Raw genomic sequence first — 20,171 nt, 5'->3', positions numbered from 1 at the left:
GAATGTATGTGAACGTGGGAGCGTTCTTGATTATTTCATGTAGGGTTTCAGTTTAATCTTTCCCATCTATCAGCTGGACTGTGCAGCGTCATCCTCAGGCATCTCATCCAATAGATCATCCTGCCCCGGCAATTCAGTAATCACACTGAAATCCGTCACTTCAACCGCACCCAATCCATAACCCAGCAAATGGAAAGAAAACGCTTTGCGTTCTTGCGGGTTGTCGAAGCTGAAGTTCATTTCCAGTGGCTGCTCGGCAGTTGCCACCATCTCTTGCGGCAGACCGATCTGCACGTCCTGTTCAAACTCCTTGGCCTTGAGCTGAATGTACGCCGCCTGCTGCGGATCGACTGAACGTACCGTCAGGCGCACGCGGGTGTGCGAGCCTTTGGGCATTTCCAGGTACTGCGCGCCGATCAGATTGTCGGCCCAGTCATCGTTGATCTGCGCTTGCAGCGGGATGACGTTGGTGCTGCCGAACTGATAGCGATGATTGAGCGGCGTACGCAGCAGCGACAGGTCGAGGGCGTTGGCGCGAGCAGCGATCTGCCGGGCCGGGTGGCCGCTGTAGTTGCCTTTATAGGTGGCGCTTTCGGCGATGAAGCCGGCGCTTTCGTAGTAGCGGCAGCGGCGCGGCATGTCGCACTCGGAGAAGATCCCCTGACCGTTGTGATAACGCAGCTTGCCGTTGGTGAACGACATGATTTCGCGGCCGCTGTCATAGTCGCGAAACAGCGAACGACCGCTTAGCGCCGAAGGCACCGGCAAGTCGAAGTAGTCGAGGATCGAGGTGCTCAGATCGACGTGGCCATACACACCTTTGTTCAGCCGTGGCAGCTGTTCGTGCTCCGGCGCGAGGGTCAGATTGAAACCCCACGACGAGGCCAGGCGCACGCCGTCGATGCCGTGGGATTCATCCGAGGTGAGCACCACCAGCGTGTCTTTCAGAACGCCTTGGCGTTCGAGGCCGTTGAGAAACTGTTGCAGCGCATCGTCGAGATAACCGACGGCCGCCTGTTTTGGCGTTTCGTAGCGCTCCAGATATTCCTCGGGCGCGGAGTAGGGCTGATGCGTGCCGACGGTCAGCAATGTCAGCATCCAGGGCTTTTTCTGCTTTTTCAGTTGGCCGACATAATCCAGCGCGCCTTCGAAAAACGCCTTGTCATCCTTGCCCCACGGGAACTCCAGATAGTTGCTGTTGCTGAACCATTCCAGACCATGAGTCGCATCGAAACCGATGTGCGGCATGATCTTGTCTTTGGCCATGAAGCGCAGCCCGGCACCTTGCAGATAGTGCGTGCTGAAGCCGTGTTCCCGCAGTTGCGCCGGCAGGCAGGCCTGATTGCGCTCGTTGAGGGTGAGCATTTCCACGCCTTTGGGCGTGCCGTTGTTGAGTTTGTCGTAATCGCCGCAGAGCATCGCGTACAGACCGCGAATGGTCTGGTGCGTGTGCAGCACGTAATCCGGAGTGTTCATGCCGCGCTCGGCCCAGCGGCTGAGGTTGGGCATCAGGTCTTCCTGATAATGGCTGCCGATCGCTTCGCGGTTGGCGCGGATATAGGCACCGGGAATGCCTTCCAGGGCGATGATCAGCACATTGCGCGCTTGCCCAGGTGCGGCCAGCAGTTTCTGCCCGTTGAGGTCGACGTCGGTGAGCCCGGCCATGGCCGGCGCGGGTTCTTCGACATCACCGTCCAGCCATTCCTCGCCCCGAATCTGCAGATCGGCGACTTCGGTGGCCAGCAACTGGTGCGGCAGGTTGTACTGGCGCCATGGATCGGCTTCGCTCGGCCACAGGTTCTGCGCGCCCCAGTGCGCGGCGAACAGTACCAGCGGCGCACCCCAGACCGCGCGGGGTAGGGGCGGACGCGGCATGCCACGGCCGGCAAACCGGGTCAGCAGCCAGAACAGCAGGGCCAATAGCAAAGCGATGCCCACCGCAGGGTGGGCCAACCCGCCACCGGTGGAGTTCTCGACGAACTGCGGATCGATCAGGTAATGAATATCGGAAGGCGTCGGCAACCGGCCGACGGCGCTGACCAGTTCAGCGGTTGCTACTGCCAGCAATCCCCAGAACAGCAACACCGGCAGGGCCAGCCACCACGCCCGGCGATGCAGCAACACCACCAACAAGCTGCCAATGGCCAGATCCGACAAATAGCCCAATGGAGCCGACCAGCCGAGGGCCGCACGCAGGCACACCGGCACCACCAGCACGAGAAAGATCAACGAAAAGAGGCGGGCATACGGCTGCCGCAACCGGTTAAAAAGAGCGCTCACAAAAAAGACCTTCCAGCCATTAAATCGTCATAAAAGTGTGCGCGATGATACCAAGGGTGAGCTGTCTGATCGCCCTTTTAAACGCTCGGGTGATGCGTCGGTGCGCGGGCTTTCGAAGGTGATGGCGCGTCTGCAGCCCTGACCGGCCCTCGGGTCACACGGCAATCGGCGATATTGAGGCTGGTAGAATTATTGTTTCAGGCTGTTTAACCCTTCGAGCCGCCACCGAATTCCAATGTAGGAACTGCGGCACGCTGCGATCTTTTGATCTTGTTATCGGAACCCGGAATCAAAAGCTCTCATCCTCATTCCGCTCAACAACCCGTGCTATCGATATGCGATAAAGATATTTAATTTATGTTTTTTATATCTATAAAGTCAGGCCTTTCAGCAAACCACCCCATGCTGCGAGGTTGTCATGGCCACACCGTTCAAACGTTCCGCACTGACTCTGTTGGCCGCTTCTCTGGCCGCGAGTGCGTTGTTCAGCACCGGCGCTCAGGCCGAAGGCAAGATCAGCATCGCCCAGCAATTCGGTATCGGTTATTTGATCCTCGATGTGGTACGCGACCAGAATCTCATCGAAAAACACGGCAAGGCGCAGGGCCTCGACATCAAGGTCGACTGGAACAGCATCTCTGGCGCCACGGCGATGAACGAAGCGCTGCTCACCGGATCGCTCGACGTGGTATCTGCCGGTGTCCCGCCGATGCTCACCGTGTGGGATCGCACCAAGGGCAAACAGAACGTCAAAGCCATCGCCGCACTGGGCTCGATGCCCAACTATTTGCTGACCAACAATCCAAACATCAAGACGCTCAAGGACTTCACTGACAAGGACCGGATTGCCGTGCCGGCCGCCGGCGTCGGCTTCCAGTCACGCACCTTGCAGATCGAAACCGCCAAGGAGTTCGGCGACGCGCAATACAAGAAATTCGACGATATCTCAGTCAGCCTGCCGCATCCCGATGCGACGGCGGCCCTGATTGCCGGCGGCTCGGAAATCAACTCGCACTTCTCCAGCCCACCGTTCCAGTATCAGGCTCTGCAGAATCCCAACGTGCACAAAGTGCTGAGTTCCTACGACGTGCTCGGCGGCCAGGCGACGTTCAACGTGCTCTACACCACGGAAAAATTCCACGACGAAAACCCGAAAACCTACAAGGCGTTCTACGACGCGTTGGCCGAGGCCGAGAAGATTATCAAGGCTGATAAGCCGGCAGCGGCTCAGGCGTACATTCGTGTCGAGCAGTCGAAACTGCCGCTGGCTCTGGTCGAGCAAATCGTCAAGGACCCGGAAATCGATTTCACCGTGGTGCCGCAGCGCACCTTTATCTATGCCGAGAAATTGCAGGAACTGGGCGTGCTGAAGAACAAGGCCGACAGCTGGAAGGATTACTTCTTTGAAGAGGCGCATAGCGGCGCGGGGAGTTGATAATGCGTCGTCGGAAGGGAACGCCGTGGGTTGTTTCTGGACAGCGTAATAGCCACTCAGTAGCATTCGACTCCAACGGATTATCCCTTCGCACGTCGTCCGACGTGGAACGCTCAAGGAATCGACATGCGCGACACCCCCATCGACCAAAAACGAACGGTCGTGACCCAGGTCAACGGCGAGATTCGCTATGAAACCCAGATCAGTTTCAGCTCGATGTCGCTCGTCGATGGCGAAATTCGTGTGCATCGTGCTGAAGGCAATCAGCTAGACGTTCCGGTGGCCGGGGCGGACTTCGCTTGGCGCATTGATCTGGATGGGGTGCACAGAGTACCGGTGACGCAGGCAGCGGTTGAACCGGTTGAACCGGTGCGTGCTGATGACAGCTTGAAGCTGTTCACCTCGAAAACCGTGTGGATCACCCTCGGGCTGTGGTTCTTCGTCAGTTCGGTGTTCGGTTGGCTGGGGATTGTGGCGGCAGGCGGATATCTCGGTTACCAGTGGCGTGAGGTGCAAAAGCGCAAGGGACAGTTGGCCAAGGCGCCCGTAGAGCAAGCCGTGACCCGTTCCGGCTCGGGGATGTCACGGGAAAGCGTGCGCAAGGCATTGGCCCGCAGGCGTTAATTCGGCACAGATCAAAAACAAAAAAGGGGCGGTCTGATCATCGATCAGGCCGCCCCTTTTTTATTGCCGCTCAGTCAGATCAATGCATTTTGCTGTGATCGTGACCTTCCATGTTGGTCAGCGCGCGAACCGGCGCTTTGACTTCGATGGTCTCTTTCTCGCCTTTGGCGTTTTCCACGGTCAGGGTCAGCGGCACGCTGTCGCCTTCCTTGAGCTGACCGGTCAGGCCCATCAGCATCACGTGGTAGCCGTTCGGATCCAGCTTGACGGCTTTGCCCGCCGGCAGCTCGACGAACTTCACCGGGCCCATGCTCATGACGTCGTTCTTCATGGTCATTTCGTGGATCTGCACGTCTTTGGCCGCTGGCGTCGCGACGCTGAGCAACTTGCTGTCGCTGTCGGCGGTGAGGGTCATGAACGCGCCGCTGGCGGACTGGGTCGGCACGGTGGCACGCACCCAGGCGTCGTCGACTTTGGTCTGCGCCGAGACCTGCGAGGCCAGGCCAAGCAGGGACAGAGCGAGTACGGCGCGTTTGATGTGGTTCAAAACAGGTTGCATCAGCAAACCTCCATAACAGTAAGCAAATCTTCCGTGCATTGTTCTGCCGAAAGCGAGGTGGACAGACCCAGGCGCAAGCCGCCATTGGAGTCGTAAACGTAACTGGTGGCGGTGTGCGAGATGGTGTACGTGTCGCCGGCCGGGACTTTCTCGTAGAACACGTCGAATTCCTTGGCCGTGGCTGCGGTTTCCTCAAGCGTGCCGTACAGCGCAACGAACGTCGGGTCGAAGGCTTTCATGTAGGCGTCGAGGATTTCCGGGGTGTCGCGCTCGGGATCGAGGCTGATGAAGATCACCTGCAAGCGGTCGCCATCGGCGCCCATCAGTTTCTTGATTTTCGCCGCGCGGGCGAGGGTGGTCGGGCAGACTGCCGGGCACTGGGTGAAGCCGAAGAACACCATCGGCATCATGCCGCGAAAGCTCGACAGCGTCATGGTTTCGCCATCGGTGTTCTTCAGTTTGAAGGTGCGCCCCATGATCTTGTTACTCAGATCCTTGCCGTACTTGTACGACAGTTGGCCACGGGTGTCGCAGCCGGCGAGCAGGCCTAGCCCGAGCACGCCCATTCCCGCAAGCACCTTGCGGCGAGTCAACAAAGCCGTCATCTAATACCGCCTTTTGCAGCCCGTCAGTCGGCAGGACTGGCGGGGGGTTAACCGTAAAAGCGGCGCATGATACCAAACTGAGGGCAGAGGCCGGCCACGGATCGCCGCACGGCAGAGGATCGAGCGACAAAAGGTGTAAGAAAAAGTGACGACGGACTCACTGCAGCCGTGAATCCTCAACGCTCCAGCCGCCGCCCAGCGCGGTGTACAGATTGACCTCGGCGACCAGTTGCGCGAGGCGATCGGTGATCAGAACTTGCTGCGAACTGAACAGCGAGCGCTGCGCATCAAGGAACGTCAGGCTGCTGTCGACGCCATTCTGATAGCGGTTTTGCGCCAGGTTGTAGTAAGTCTGCGTGGCCGCGACCAGATCGCGCTGCGCCTGCAATTGCTGCTGATACGTGCTGCGCGCGGCGAGGCCGTCGGCGACTTCCTGAAACGCGGTTTGAATGGATTTTTCGTATTCGGCCACCGCCACGTCTTTCTGCAACTTCGAATAATCCAGACTCGCGCGCAGGCTGCCGGCATTGAAGATCGGCAGGCTGATCTGCGGCTGAAAGGTCCACGCGCCAGAGCCGCCAGCGAACAGTCCGGACAGGTCACGACTGGAGGTGCCGGCATTCGCCGTCAGGCTGACGCTGGGGAAAAACGCCGCGCGCGCTGCACCGATATTGGCGTTGGCGGCCTTGAGTTTGTATTCGGCCTGGAGAATGTCCGGACGCCGTTGCAGCAGATCCGATGGCAAACCGGCCGGCAGTTGTTGCACCAGATCGCTGGCCAGCGGACGGGCGGGCAGGGCGTCCGGCACCGGTGCGCCGACCAGCAAGGTCAGGCTGTTGAGGTCCTGGGCGACTTGACGTTGATAGCGCGCCAGATTGGCCCGTGAGCTGTCGACGCTGGTCTTCGCTTGCGCCTGCTCCAGCGCCGACGATTTGCCGGCCTCGCGGTTGCGCGTGGTCAGGTGCAGGCTCTGCTCATCGGCAGCGAGGGTGTCACGGGTCAGTTCCAGCAGCTCCTGATCGGCACGCCAGGTCAGGTAGGCGTTGGCGACGTTGGCGACCAGACTCAGCTCGGCACTGCGCCGCGCCTCTTCGGTCGAGAGCCAGGTTTGCAACGCCTGCTCACTGAGGCTGCGCACGCGCCCGAAGAAATCCAGCTCATAGGCGCTGATACCGAGGTTGGCCGAGTACGTCGAATTGATCAGCGCTTTGCCTTGGGTCACGCTCGGCGGCATGCGCTGGCGCAACTCGTTGGCGTTGGCCGACACCGCCGGGAACAGGTCGGCGCGCTGAATGCGGTATTGCGCCTGGAACGCTTCGACGTTGAGTGCCGCCACGCGCAGGTCGCGGTTGTTGACCAGCGCGCTTTCGATCAACTGTTGCAGCGCCGGGTCAGTGAACAGTGTGCGCCAGTCCTCGCTGCCCGTTGCAGCCTGCGTTGCTGTCGGATACTGCGCGGCGGTGGGGGAAGCGGGGCGCTGATACTCGGGAATCAATGAACAGCCGCCCATCAGCACCGCGATGGACAGCAGGGAAAGTCGCAACGTCAACATCGAACTGCCTCATGCATTAAAAGAGCGTTGTGCTCAGGCGCCGGCCATCCATTTCGCCAGACCATGGCGACCACTGACCCCGAGTTTGGCCGTGGCGCGTTTCAGGTACGTCTCGATCGAACTGTTCTTGACCCGTAGCTTTTCCGCCATTTGCGGCACGGTGCCGCCGGTCAACAGGCCGAGGCAGACTTCTTTCTCACGCACCGACAAGGCGATGTCGCTGATCGCCAGGCGCTCGTCGAACACCTGTGCCAGCGGCGCCTGGTCCAGTTCGGCCAAGGGCTGACGCGGTTGTCTGGCGAGGAGTTGCCGGCTGATCTGCGCGTGGCGTTCGATCAGTGGCAGCAAGGTGTCGGACAGGCGCTTGAGAAACGACAGCTCGGGCAGGGAAAACACCCGTTGGGTATGCGGTCGGTAAAACGAGATGACACAGCGGCGGTTGGACGTGCGCGAGACCAGATTGCATTGGTGAGCACTGTGTTGCGGATGGCGAGGCTGCAGCGAGGCCTTCAGTTGAATCAGCAGCGAGTCGTTCATCTCGATCATCTTCTGCAACAGCGGATGATCGTCGGGGCTTTCCAGCGGCTCGGCCGGTGCACAGGTCTGCGTCAGCCCGGCGCTGCCCAGCGGTTTGATATCGAGCACGCTGGCCTGACGCTCATCCAGCGTCCACTCACTGAGATCCACCCGATTGACCGGCACCAGCGTGTCGACCAACTGGAACATGTTCGTGGCGAAGTGATCATCGCCGGTGCTTGCAATCAGCTCACCCAGTTGCCAGTAGAAATGCGGGTTTTCCATATTGCGAATACTGCCGGTCAGATTCATATCCTTGTCATCCCTGGTTCAGAACCATCACTGAATCGTCTGCCGATTATGCAAAAGCCACCCACGCCGTCATTTCTCCTTGAACACGATCTGGAGCGGGATTTAAGCCTATGGATTTGTCCTACGTCTGTAGGGGAAAACAGGGACACAAAGTGCCACTATTTCTGATTGTTGGCGCCGGGGTTCTGACGCTGTTGAACACCGGCGTAACGGCGAGCGTGACTGTTCAGTCACGCTCAAGCCCCGGAAAACCGGGCGATGGTGAAATGTGATCGGCAGCGCTCGGGCAAATGGCGGCGCTGGTATGTGGTTTTTTTCCTACAAGCTTTTCAGTATTTCCTCTCAGAACTTTTAGACAGAGCCCGCGATAAACACGCCCGCAACGTCAGACAGGCGCCTACGAGTCTAGTGATTGTCCGGGTTTCAGGTGTCATGTCGGCGTCGGGGCCGATGCTTGAATACCGGCAAAATTTCATGAGAAGGATCTTATGCAGCCTACTTCTGCCAACGTGGCGGGCGATCTGTCCGTGCCTGTCGAGACATTCGCGCTGACTGCCGCCCAACGGGATATCTGGCTGGACCAACTGAGCCGCGGAGATTCGCCGCTGTATAACATTGGTGGATATGTCGAACTGAACGGGCCGCTGGATCCGGCATTGCTGCAATCGGCACTTGAATATCTGGTTGAAGCCAATGATGCCTTGCGCATTGTTCTGCGATCGGACGTTGGTCACGACGGGTTGCCGTTGCAAGGGTTTGCCCAGGCGTTGCCGGTGGCCATGCCGCTGCATGATGTCAGCAGCCAACCTGATCCCCAGTCGGCTGCCCGGACACTGGTCGAAGCGCAGATGGCGCAGGCCTTTGTGTTGAGCGGGCAAGCGTTGTTCCGCTTCAGTCTGATTCGCCTCGATCGCCATCGCCACTGGCTGGCGGCCCAGGCCCATCACTTGATCATCGATGGCTGGGCGTTCGCGCTGCTGTTCAAGTCGGTAGGGGAGATCTACAGCGCGTTGTGCCGTGGCGAGCATCCGCGCAGGGCGGCACCGTCCTATGTCGGCTTTATCGAAGATGACGTGCGCTACCATCAGTCACCTCGCTACGAGCGCGATCAACGCTACTGGCTGGACAAGTACCGCCGCTTGCCCGAACCCTTGTTGACCCCCCGTCATCGCGAATTCCTTGACGCTGAAGCAGCGCCAAGTCGCATCCACGTCGAGGCTTTTCCAGCCGTGCTGCATGAGCGCATGAAAGACTGCGCGCGACGATTCGGTGGCTCGGCCTTTCATGTGTTGCTGGCGGCGCTGCATGTGTATTTCAGTCGTACCGCCCAGCGTGACGAGTGGGTGGTCGGCTTGCCGATTCTCAATCGCTCCGGTGCCCGCTTCAAAAGCACCTTGGGCTTGTTCACCCAGGTCAGTGCGATGCGCATGGGTTTTGGCCGGGCGCTGTCATTTGGCGAATTGATCAAGGCGATCGGCGATAGCCTGAAACAGGATTTTCGCCATCAACGCTACCCGCTGAGCGAGATGAACCGCGCGCTGGGCCTGTTGCGTGAAGACCGTGCGCAACTGTTCGAGCTGTCGGTGTCCTACGAACAGGACGACCATGATTACCGTTACGGTGAGGCGTCGGGACACTCGGTCAAGGTCTCCAACCAGCACGAGGCGACACCGCTGGCCCTTCACCTGCGCAGCAACCGTTACACCGACAAGGCCTGGCTGCATCTGGTGTACTCGCCGGCCTATTTCACGGCAGACGAGATGGCGTCGTTGACCGAGCGCTTGTTGCTGATACTGGAGCAGGGTCTGGAATGTCCGGAACTCGCGATCGCCGATTTCAACCTCAATAGCCCGGCAGAGCTGGCCCTGCTCGATGAGTGGAACGACACCCGTATCAGTTATCCGCAAGGCCCACTGATTCATCAGCGATTCGTATCCCGAGTGGCCGAACAACCGGACGCCGTGGTCGCGACGTATCAGGGACGAACCCTGAGCTATGCCGAACTGAACCAGCAAGCCAATGCGCTGGCCCATCATCTGCTGGGCCTCGGTGTGAGGCCGGATGACCGGGTGGCAATCGTCGCGCGCAGGGGCCTGGAGACATTGGTCGGGCTGCTGGCGGTTCTCAAGGCTGGCGCCGCTTATGTGCCGATTGACCCGGCGCATCCGCCCGAGCGCCTGAGTTATCTACTCAGCGACAGTGCTCCGGTCGCGCTGCTGACGCAAAGTGATTTGCGTGATCGCTTGCCCGCCACAGCGCTGCCCGTGATCGAGCTTGATCGCCGAGAATGGTCGCTCGACAACTTGGCCGATCCCGACGTGCCGGAGTTGAACACCAGCCACCTGGCTTATGTGATTTACACCTCCGGCTCAACCGGCTTGCCCAAAGGCGTGATGGTCGAACACCGCACGTTGGGCAATCTGGTCGACTGGCATTGCGCGGCATTCGGACTCGTTCCCGGGCAGCACACCTCGAGTCTGGCCGGCTTCGGTTTTGACGCGATGGCCTGGGAGGTCTGGCCGGCGTTGTGTGCCGGGGCGACGCTGCATTTGTCACCCGCGAGCGAAGGCAACGAAGACATCGACGCGCTGCTCGTCTGGTGGCGGGCGCAGCCGTTGGATGTCAGCTTCCTGCCAACGCCGATTGCCGAATATGCCTTCAGTAAGCAACTCGATCACCCGACCTTGCGCACCTTGCTGATCGGCGGCGATCGTCTGCGCCAGTTCAACCGTGCGCAGTCTTTTGCGGTGGTCAACAACTATGGCCCGACCGAAGCCACGGTGGTCGCCACGTCGGGGTTGATCACACCGGGGCAGGCGTTGCACATCGGCAAACCCGTGAGCAATGCCACGGCGTATTTGCTCGATGATCAGCTGCGTCCGGTGCCGATCGGCATCATTGGTGAGCTGTATGTCGGTGGTGCCGGGGTTGCCCGGGGTTACCTGAATCGTCCGGATCTGACGGCCGAACGCTTCCTCAACGATCCGTTCAGTGCACAGCCGGATGCGCGCATGTATCGCACCGGTGACCTCGCACGCTGGCGCGCCGATGGCAACCTTGAGTACATCGGTCGTAATGATGACCAGGTGAAGGTTCGCGGTGTGCGTGTCGAACTGGGCGAAATCGAAGCCGCTCTCGCCAGCCATGATGCGGTGCAGGAAGCCGTTGTACTGGTGCGTGACGGCCAGCTGTTGGCGTGGTTCACCGAGCGTGAAGCGCTGGACATCCTGCAACTGCACGCGCACCTGACCTCGCGTTTGCCAGCCGCCATGCTGCCGGCTGCCTATATTCAAATGGCGAGTTTGCCGCTGACGGCCAACGGCAAACTCGACCGTCAGGCCTTGCCGGCGCCGGGGCCGGACGCGTTGATCCGTCGTCAATACGAGGCGCCACAAGGTGACGTCGAAATCGCCTTGGCGCAGATCTGGGCCGAGGTCCTGCAAGTCGAGCGGGTAGGGCGTCACGACCATTTCTTCGAGCTGGGCGGCCACTCTTTGCTCGCCGTCGGCCTGATCGAACGCATGCGCCAGATTGGCATGAGCAGCGATGTTCGCGTGCTGTTCAGCCAACCAACACTGGCCGCATTGGCTGCAGCGGAGGGCAGCGGTCGCGAAGTCGAGGTGCCGGCCAATCGCATTGCCGCCGATTGCACGCACATCACGCCAGAGCTGCTGCCACTGGTGCAACTGGATCAGGCGATGATCGAACGCATCGTCGCGACGGTGCCCGGCGGTGCCGCCAATGTGCAGGACATCTATCCCTTGGCGCCGTTGCAGGAAGGCATTCTCTATCACCACATCACCGCTGCGCAGGGCGATCCGTACCTGCTGCAATCACTGCTGGCGTTCGACAGCCTTGAGCGGGTCGAAGCCTTCGCCGCTGCGTTGCGCGCGGTTATCGCACGGCACGACATCCTGCGTACGGCGGTGGTTTGGGAAGGGCTGACGTCACCGGTTCAGGTCGTTTGGCGCGAGGCCATTTTGCCGGTGCAGGAAGTCGAGCTTGACCCTGCTGGCGGCGCAATCATCGATCAGTTGCACGCACGCTTCGACGCGCGGCGTTATCGCCTCGACATCAGTCAGGCGCCGCTGCTGCGCCTGATGGTTGCCCGTGATCCCGCGCACAACCGGGTGGTCGGCATCCTGTTGTTCCATCATTTGGCGATGGATCACATTGCGCTGGAGGCGATGCGCGAAGAAATCCACGCCTGCCTGTCCGGGAGCGCTGAACCGCTGGCGGCACCGGTGCCGTACCGCAATTATGTGGCGCAGACGCGATTGGGTGTCAGTGAACAGGAGCATGAAGCGTTTTTCCGCCAGATGCTCGCCGACATCGACGAGCCAACCTTGCCGTTCGCTTTGCAGAATGTGCAGGGCGACGGCAGCAACATCGAGGAGGCCGAGCAAACCCTGACGAGCGATCTGTATCAACGTCTGCAACAGCAGGCGCGTCTGGCCGGCGTCAGCGTCGCCAGCCTGATCCACCTCGCTTGGGCGCAAGTATTGGCGGCGACATCCGGCCAGCACAGCGTGGTGTTCGGCACGGTGTTGATGGGACGCATGCAGGGCGGCGCCGGTGCCGACCGGGCGCTGGGGGTGTTCATCAACACCTTGCCGCTGCGGGTCGATGTCGGCGAAGGCGCGCGCGCAGCGGTGAAGTCCACCCATGCACGCCTGACCGCGTTGCTTGCCCATGAGCACGCTTCTTTGGCGCTGGCTCAGCGTTGCAGTGGCGTCGCTGCGCCGGCGCCGCTGTTCAGTGCCTTGCTCAACTATCGGCACAGCGATGATGTCGAGCAAAAAACCTCCCGGCAAACGTGGCAAGGCATCGAGACCCTGGCCAGCGAGGAGCGCACCAATTACCCGTTTACCCTGAGTGTCGATGACCTCGGCACGGGCTTGCGTTTGACCACCCGAACCCTGTCGAGCATTGGTGCGCAGCGCATTTGCAGTTATGTGCAGTCGGCGCTGAACGGTTTGGTCGAAGCTTTGGAGACTACGCCGCAGCGGCCGCTGAATAGCCTGCTGCTGTTACCGCAGGAAGAACTGCAACGGCTGCTGATCGAGTTCAACGATACGGCAGTCGACTGCCCGATGGAGCAACCGCTGCAGGCACTGTTCGAACAACAGGTGCAGCGCAAACCGAATGCCATCGCCGTGCAATTCGCCGAACAGCGTCTGACCTATCGTGAGCTGAACGAGCAGGCCAACCGCTTGGCCCATCATCTGCGCGGGCTCGGCGTACAACCGGATTCGCGAGTCGCAATCTGCGTCGAGCGTGGGCCGGAACTGGTGATCGGTCTGCTGGGCATTCTCAAGGCTGGCGGTGCTTATGTGCCGCTCGATCCGGATTATCCGCTGCAACGCCTGAACTACATGTTGCAGGACAGCGCACCGGTCGCGCTGCTGGTGCACGCCGCGACGCGCGATCTGCTTGGCGAACCCGGCGTGCCGCTGATCGATCTCGACCTCGGCGTCTGGCAGGAGGCGCCGCACGACAATCCGCAGGTTCCGGGTCTCGGCGCGTTGAACCTGGCCTACATGATCTACACCTCCGGCTCCACCGGTACGCCGAAGGGCGTGATGATCGAGCACCGCAGTGCCTGCAACATGGTGCACTGGGGCTCGCAGTTGTCGCCGCCGACTGAAACCGGCGCGTTGCTGCAAAAGGCCCCGTACAGTTTCGACAGTTCGGTGTGGGAGATCTTCTGGCCGCTGTGCTCGGGCATGCGCCTAGTGCTGGCGCGGGCCGACGGTAATCGCGATTCGGCTTATGTCACGCAAGTGATCCGCGAACAGAACATTACCGTGGTCAAGTTCGTGCCGGCCTTGTTGCAGCAGTTCATCGAGCAGGACGATGTCAGCCAGTGCACCAGCCTCACCGACGTGCTTAACGGTGGCGGCGAGTTGACCGTTGCGCTGGCCCGGCAAGTGCGCGAGCGCCTGCCGTGGGTGCGTCTGCACAACGTCTATGGGCCGACCGAAACCACGGTCGACAGCAGCGGTTGGACGCTGGAGCCCGGCGAGCCGGTGCCGCCGACGCTGGTGCCGATCGGCAAGGCGCTGAGCAACACGCGGCTGTATGTCCTCGATGGCTGCGATCAACCGGTGCCGATTGGCGTCAGTGGGCATTTGCATATTGGTGGAGTGGGCGTTGCGCGCGGCTATCTGGGCCTGCCGCAATTGCAGGCCGAACGCTTTATCGACAGCCCGTTCGTGAACGGTGACCGCTTGTACCGCACCGGTGATCTGGTGCGCTACGGCGCCGATGGCAACCTCGAATTCCTCGGTCGCAACGACTTTCAGGTCAAGTTGCGCGGGGTTCGTCTTGAGCTGGGCGAGATTGAAGCGCGGCTGCTCGAACATCCGGCCATTCGGGAAGCGGTGGTGCTGGTGCGCGATGAGCGGCTGGTGGCTTATTACAGCGTGCGTGCCGAGCAGGCTGCACCGACGCTTGAAGCATTGCGAGCGCATGTATTGGCGCAGCTACCGGAGTTCATGGTGCCCGGTGCCTATGTGATGCTGGCGGCATTGCCGTTGACGCCCAACGACAAAATCGATCGCAAGGCGTTGCCGGAACCAGGGGCGGAGGCGCTGCTCAGCCGTCCTTACGAGGCACCCGAAGGTGACGTGGAAAGTGCTTTGGCGCAGATCTGGGCGCAGGTGCTCAAGGTCGAGCAGGTGGGGCGCCACGACAACTTCTTCGAGCTGGGCGGGCATTCGCTGCTGGCGGTCAGTCTGGTGGCGCGCATGCGTCTGGTCGGTTTGCATGTCGACGCGCGCACGCTGTTCAGTCAGCCGACGCTGGCAGCGCTGGCGGCACAGACCTCGCGGCAGGCCACGCACGTCGAGATCGCCCAGACCACCATCCCCAACCTCAACCGCAAACGCCGCCTCTAACGGCGACCACAATCCCTGTAGGAGTGAGCCTGCTCGCGATTGCGGTGGGTCAGTCACGAACATATTGCCTGACCTGACACCATCGCGAGCAGGCTCACTCCTACAGGGGAGGTTGTGTGGCCCCTGTCCGGTATGGCTTGTCCCCGCTTCCCATGTCAGACACCCACGCCCCGATGTTTTAGTTTTTCCAGGCTGCGCGCCGCGTGCACGGACTCGCTGCTGCGCGCTCCTTTTTTCCGTATTTACAGCAGGTTACCTCATGCATTTCAGCGAACTGATGGCTGCCATTTCCACCCATGCGATCCGCCTTCAACAGGAAGATGAAGACCTGGTCATTCTGGGCAGCGACGACGCGCTGGATGACGCGTTGTGGGACAGCCTCGCGGCGCACAAGGCGCAACTGCTGGAGCTGGTCGCCGAACACGGCGGCGACTGGCTGAGCCCTGCGTTTCGCATCACCCCGGACATGCTGCCACTGGTGAATCTGCAGCAGGATGCCCTTGACCGCATCGTTGCCACGGTGCCGGGTGGCGCCGCCAACGTGCAGGACATCTATCCGTTGTCCGCATTGCAGGAGGGCATGCTCTATCACCACCTCTCGGCCGCTGCCGGTGACCCTTACATCTCGCAGGCGCGCTTCGTATTCGACAGTCAGGAACGGCTGGACGCCTTTGCTGAGGCGCTGCGTTGGGTGGTCAAGCGTCACGACATCCTGCGCACCTCGTTTGTCTGGGAATACCTCGACGAAGCGGTGCAAGTGGTCTGGCGCGAGGCGCCGCTGATGTGTGAGGAAATCAGCGTCGACAGTGGCGCCGACGTGCTCACGCAGTTGCTCGAACGCCATGACCCGCAGCACTTCCGCCTCGACATGCAACAAGCGCCGCTGCTGCGCATGGTCTATGCGCAGGACCCTGCCCAGGGCCGCGTGGTCGCGCTGTTGCTGTTTCATCACATGATCATGGATCACGTGGCGCTGGATGTGCTGCGTCGGGAAATCCAGGCCTGTCTGCTCGGGCAGACTGCGCAAGTACCGGCGGCGGTGCCGTATCGCGATCACTTGGCCAAGGCACGCGGTGCCGGCAATGAGCAGGCGCAGGAAGCGTTTTTCCGCGAGATGCTTGCCGATATCGACGAGCCGACGCTGCCGTGTGGTTTGCAGGATGTGCAGGGTGACGGCCACGCCATCGAGGAAGCCTCGCTGATGCTCGACAGCGGCTTGAGCCGGCAGTTGCGCGAGCAGGCGCGGCAGCACGGCGTGAGCGTTGCGAGCCTGACGCATCTGGCGCTGGCGCGGGTGTTGGGGCAATTGTCCGGGCGCACGGCGGTGGTGTTTGGCACCGTGCTGCTGGGGCGGATGGACGCGGGCGAGGGTGGCGAGCAGGCGTTGGGCATGTTCATCAACACCTTGCCGCTGCGCGTTGATGTCGGCGCGCAAAGCGTGCGTGCCGGCGTGCGCACGACCCATCAGCGTCTGACGGCGTTGCTGGCGCATGAGCAAGCTTCGCTGGCGTTGGCGCAACGCTGCAGCGCCGTCGCGGTACCGACGCCGTTGTTCAGCGCGATCCTCAACTACCGGCACAGCAGCGTCGAAGAAGTCGCTGACGTGGTCGACATTGCCCCCGGTGTGCAGGTGCTCGGCGCGCGCGAGCGCACCAACTACCCGCTGACGATCAACATCGATGACCTCGGCGCAGACTTGCGCGTCACCGCGCTGGCGGATCCGGCATTGGGTGCCGAGCGCATGGCAGCTTATCTGAACACGGCGCTGGAAAGTCTGGCGGCAGCCCTGCAATCCAGCGCCGATGTGGCGCTGCAAGCGCTGCAAATCCTCCCGGTCAGCGAACGCGAACACCTGCTGCACGGCAGTAATTTGCCGCTGACGCAGTTCCCCGACACCCCGCTGATCCACCAGCAATTCGAAGCCCATGCACAGGCCCGACCGGACGCCACAGCGCTGATCTTCGAAGGACAGACGCTCAGCTACGGCGAGCTCAACCGTCGCGCCAATCAGCTCGCCCATCATCTGTTGGCGCTGAACATTCGTCCCGATGACCGCGTGGCCATCTGCGTCGAGCGCAGCCCGCAAATGATCATCGGTCTGCTTGGCGTGCTCAAGGCTGGTGCCGGTTATGTGCCGATCGATCCGGCCTATCCGCTGGACCGTATCAGCTTCACCTTGCAGGACAGCGCCCCGGCAGCGCTGCTGATGCAGGCGGCGACCCACGATCGCGTGGCCGCTCTCGAGGTGCCGCAGATCGACCTCGACAGCGCTCACCTCACGGCCGAACTCGACAGCAATCCGCAGATCCCCGAGCTGACCCCGGCGCATCTGGCGTACGTGATCTACACCTCGGGCTCCACCGGTTTGCCCAAAGGCGTGATGGTCGAGCACCGCAACGTGGCGCGGCTGTTTTCTGCCACCCAGGACTGGTTCCAGTTCAACCAGCAAGATATCGGAGTGCTGTTCCATTCCTTCGCGTTCGACTTCTCGGTCTGGGAAATCTGGGCCGCGCTGGCGTTCGGTGGGCAATTGCTGCTGGTCCCGCAAGCCGTCAGCCGCTCGCCGGACGACTGCTATGCACTGCTCTGCGAAACCGGTGTGACCGTGCTCAACCAGACGCCGAGCGCGTTCCGCCAACTGATCGCCGCCCAGGGCCGCAGCACCTTGCAGCATTCCTTGCGGGAAGTGGTTTTCGGCGGCGAAGCGCTGGAACCGGGCCTGCTCAAACCGTGGTATGCGCGGGTCGGCAATGCCGGCACGCGGCTGGTGAACATGTATGGCATCACCGAAACCACGGTGCACGTGACCTATCGGCCGTTGCAGGCCGCCGACGCGCAGTTGCTCGGCGTCAGCCCGATTGGCGTGCGCATTCCCGACCTGCAACTGTATGTCCTCGATGCGCAGCGCGAACCGGTCCCCGTAGGCGTGATCGGTGAGCTATATGTCGGTGGCGCCGGGGTGGCGCGCGGTTATCTGAATCGCGAAGCGCTGACGGCCGAGCGTTTTATCAATGATCCGTTCAGCGACAACGCCGATGCGCGTTTGTATAAAACCGGTGACCTCGCGCGCTGGGCCGCCGACGGCAGCCTCGATTACCTGGGGCGCAACGACGATCAGGTGAAAATTCGCGGTTTCCGCATCGAACTGGGCGAGATCGAGGCGCGCCTGTCTACTTGCGAAGGTGTGCGCGAAGCCGTGGTGATCGCCCGTGAGGACAGCCCCGGTGACCAGCGGCTGGTTGCCTACTGGCTGGCCGACGCCGACGCCGGTGCCGCGCCTGACGTGGCGCAGTTGCGTGATCATTTGCTGGCCACGTTGGCCGACTACATGGTGCCGAGCGCGTTCGTTCGCCTGGAAGCCTTCCCGCTGACCACCAACGGCAAGCTTGACCGCAAAGCCTTGCCGCAACCGGACAGCGAGGCCTTCGCCCGGCGTGGTTTCGAAGCGCCGGTCGGAGCAGTAGAGAATCTGATCGCCGGGCTCTGGCAGACATTGCTCGGTGTCGAGCAGGTCGGCCGCCATGACAATTTCTTCGAACTCGGTGGTCATTCGCTGCTGGCAGTGAAGCTGATCGAACGCATGCGCCAACAGGATCTGCATTGCGACGTGCGCGTACTGTTCGGTCAGCCGAGCGTGGCCGCGCTGGCGGCGACCTTGAGCAACGAGCGTGTAATTGTCGTTCCAGGCAATCTGATCGAGTCAGGTTGCACGCGCATTACCCCGGCCATGCTGCCGCTGGCCAATCTCGATCAAGCCGCGATCGACCGCGTCGTTGCAACTGTGCCGGGCGGCATCGCCAATGTGCAGGACATCTATGCGCTGGCGCCGTTGCAGGCAGGGATTCTCTATCACCACCTGGCCACCAGCGCTGGCGATCCGTATGTGTTGCAGGCGCAATTTGCCTTCGACGGTCTGGCGCAGATCAAAACCTTCGTCCGCGCCTTGAACGGCGTGATCGCGCGCCATGACATTCTGCGCACTGGCATCTTCTGGGAGGGTCTTGAAGAGGCGGTGCAAGTGGTTTGCCGTGAGGCAACACTGGCGCTGGAACGCGTCGATGCCGACGAACTCGACGGCGACGTACTCGAGCAGATGCAGGCGCGTTTCGATCCACGCCATTATCGTCTGGACCTCAATCGCGCGCCGCTGATGCGCTTTGTCTACACCGAAGATCAGCCGCGCAACCGCTGGATCGGCATTCTCCTGCTGCACCATATCGTCCTCGATCACACCGCGCTGGACGTGCTGGTGGCGGAAATGAACGACGTCATGCGCGGCGTCAGCAGCGATCTGCCGCCGCCGGTGCAGTACCGTAATTTCGTCGCGCAGGCGCGGCTCGGCGCCGATGATCAGGCCCATGAGGCGTTCTTCCGCGAGATGCTCGCCGACATTGACGAGCCGACCGTGGCCTTCGGTTTGCAGGACGTGCACGGTGACGGCAGCGATATCCTCGACAGTCATGCGGAGCTGGACGTCAACCTCGGCCAACGTCTACGCGAGCAGGCGCGGCGGCTGGGTGTCAGCGTGGCCAGTCTGGTGCACCAGGCCTGGGCTCAGGTGCTGTCACAAGTTTCCGGCCAAGAGAACGTGGTGTTCGGCACTGTGCTGCTCGGCCGCATGCAGGGCGGAGAGGGCGCAGATCGGGCCTTGGGCATGTTCATCAACACCTTGCCGTTGCGCGTCAGCGTCGGTACGGATTCGGTAGAGAGCGGCGTGCGTGCCACCCATGCACGCCTGGCGCAGTTGCTCGGCCATGAGCAAGCCTCGCTGGCACTGGCCCAGCGTTGCAGCGGTGTCGCCGGGTCGCAGGCGCTGTTCAGCACCTTGCTCAACTTCCGCCACAGTGCGCCGGAGTCGGCCGCTGTGACGTGGGACGGCGTGCAGATTCTCAGCTCGCGCGAGCGCAGCAATTATCCGCTGGTCGTCAGCGTCGACGACCTCGGCGAAGGTTTCCGCTTGAGCGTGCAAGCCGTGCCGCAGGTGGATGGCGCGCGGGTCTGCGACTTCTTGCAAACTGCGTTGCACAGTCTGGTCACGGCGCTGGAGTACACACCGCAGGCGCCGTTGCAGCAACTGACGATCGTGTCGCCGGGCGAGCGGCAACGGGTGCTGGTCGGCTTCAACATCAGCGGTCGTGAATACCCGTCCGCGCAGACAGTGCCGCGGCTCTTTGAAGCGCAAGTCTTGGCGCATCCCGAAGCATTGGCGGTGGTGCAGGGTGAGCAACAGTTCAGCTACCGCGAACTGAATCAGCGCGCCAATCGTCTCGCTCATCACTTGATTGGCCTCGGCGTGCAAACCGATGACCGCGTCGCGCTGTGCCTGCGTCGCGGCCCGAACATGCTTGTTGGAATGCTGGCGATTCTCAAGGCCGGCGCCGGTTATGTG

9 protein-coding genes (1 of these 9 cut by a window edge) are annotated in these 20,171 nt (G+C 61.5%); 4 read left to right on the top strand and 5 right to left on the bottom strand.

Annotated elements, in window-relative coordinates; all coding sequences use genetic code 11:
* Positions 1 to 69: 69 nt before the first annotated feature.
* Complete coding sequence (locus tag VY732_RS17620; protein ID WP_331691324.1) at positions 70 to 2,280, bottom strand: LTA synthase family protein; 2,211 nt, start codon at positions 2,278 to 2,280, stop codon at positions 70 to 72.
* A 418-nt stretch (positions 2,281 to 2,698) separates the two neighbouring features.
* Between VY732_RS17620 and VY732_RS17615 the strand changes: the two genes are divergently transcribed.
* Both VY732_RS17615 and VY732_RS17610 read left to right on the top strand, forming a co-directional pair.
* Positions 2,699 to 3,715 carry an ABC transporter substrate-binding protein gene (locus tag VY732_RS17615; protein WP_116029632.1) on the top strand — a complete coding sequence of 339 codons (1,017 nt, stop codon included), beginning with the start codon at positions 2,699 to 2,701 and terminating at the stop codon, positions 3,713 to 3,715.
* 126 nt (positions 3,716 to 3,841) lie between these two features.
* A complete protein-coding gene (locus VY732_RS17610; protein ID WP_331691323.1) occupies positions 3,842 to 4,339 on the top strand; it encodes a hypothetical protein in 498 nt (165 codons plus the stop codon).
* A 79-nt stretch (positions 4,340 to 4,418) separates the two neighbouring features.
* Here the strand turns inward: VY732_RS17610 and VY732_RS17605 are convergent, their stop codons facing one another.
* The 4 genes from VY732_RS17605 to VY732_RS17590 form a co-directional block, all read right to left on the bottom strand.
* A complete protein-coding gene (locus VY732_RS17605; protein WP_331691322.1) occupies positions 4,419 to 4,898 on the bottom strand; it encodes a copper chaperone PCu(A)C in 480 nt (159 codons plus the stop codon).
* Positions 4,898 to 5,503, bottom strand: a complete 606-nt coding sequence (locus tag VY732_RS17600) for an SCO family protein (protein ID WP_008079652.1) — start codon at positions 5,501 to 5,503, stop codon at positions 4,898 to 4,900. Before VY732_RS17600 ends, VY732_RS17605 begins: the two co-directional genes overlap by 1 nt.
* A 157-nt stretch (positions 5,504 to 5,660) precedes the next feature.
* On the bottom strand, positions 5,661 to 7,055 hold the full coding sequence (locus VY732_RS17595; RefSeq protein ID WP_331691321.1) for an efflux transporter outer membrane subunit: 1,395 nt from the start codon (positions 7,053 to 7,055) through the stop codon (positions 5,661 to 5,663).
* 33 nt (positions 7,056 to 7,088) lie between these two features.
* The gene (locus VY732_RS17590; protein ID WP_077572420.1) at positions 7,089 to 7,883 is read right to left on the bottom strand and encodes a helix-turn-helix transcriptional regulator; all 795 of its coding nucleotides are present in this window, start codon (positions 7,881 to 7,883) and stop codon (positions 7,089 to 7,091) included.
* A gap of 488 nt (positions 7,884 to 8,371) precedes the next feature.
* Here VY732_RS17590 and VY732_RS17585 point away from each other — a divergent pair, with 488 nt between their 5' ends.
* Entirely contained in the window at positions 8,372 to 14,782 is a 6,411-nt protein-coding gene (locus VY732_RS17585) for an amino acid adenylation domain-containing protein (protein WP_331691320.1), read from the top strand.
* Between the two features lie 259 nt (positions 14,783 to 15,041).
* Positions 15,042 to 20,171, top strand: partial view of an amino acid adenylation domain-containing protein gene (locus VY732_RS17580; protein WP_331691319.1) — the 5' portion only. 7,893 nt of this gene lie beyond the right edge of the window; only the first 5,130 of its 13,023 coding nucleotides appear in the window; its start codon is at positions 15,042 to 15,044; its stop codon lies beyond the right edge, outside the window.

The sequence above is a fragment of the Pseudomonas sp. ZY71 genome, from assembly GCF_036542145.1.
Taxonomy (GTDB): Bacteria; Pseudomonadota; Gammaproteobacteria; order Pseudomonadales; family Pseudomonadaceae; genus Aquipseudomonas; species Aquipseudomonas koreensis_A.
The sequence above is the reverse complement of the archived record's forward strand: the minus strand, read 5'-3'. Positions and strand labels throughout refer to the sequence as shown.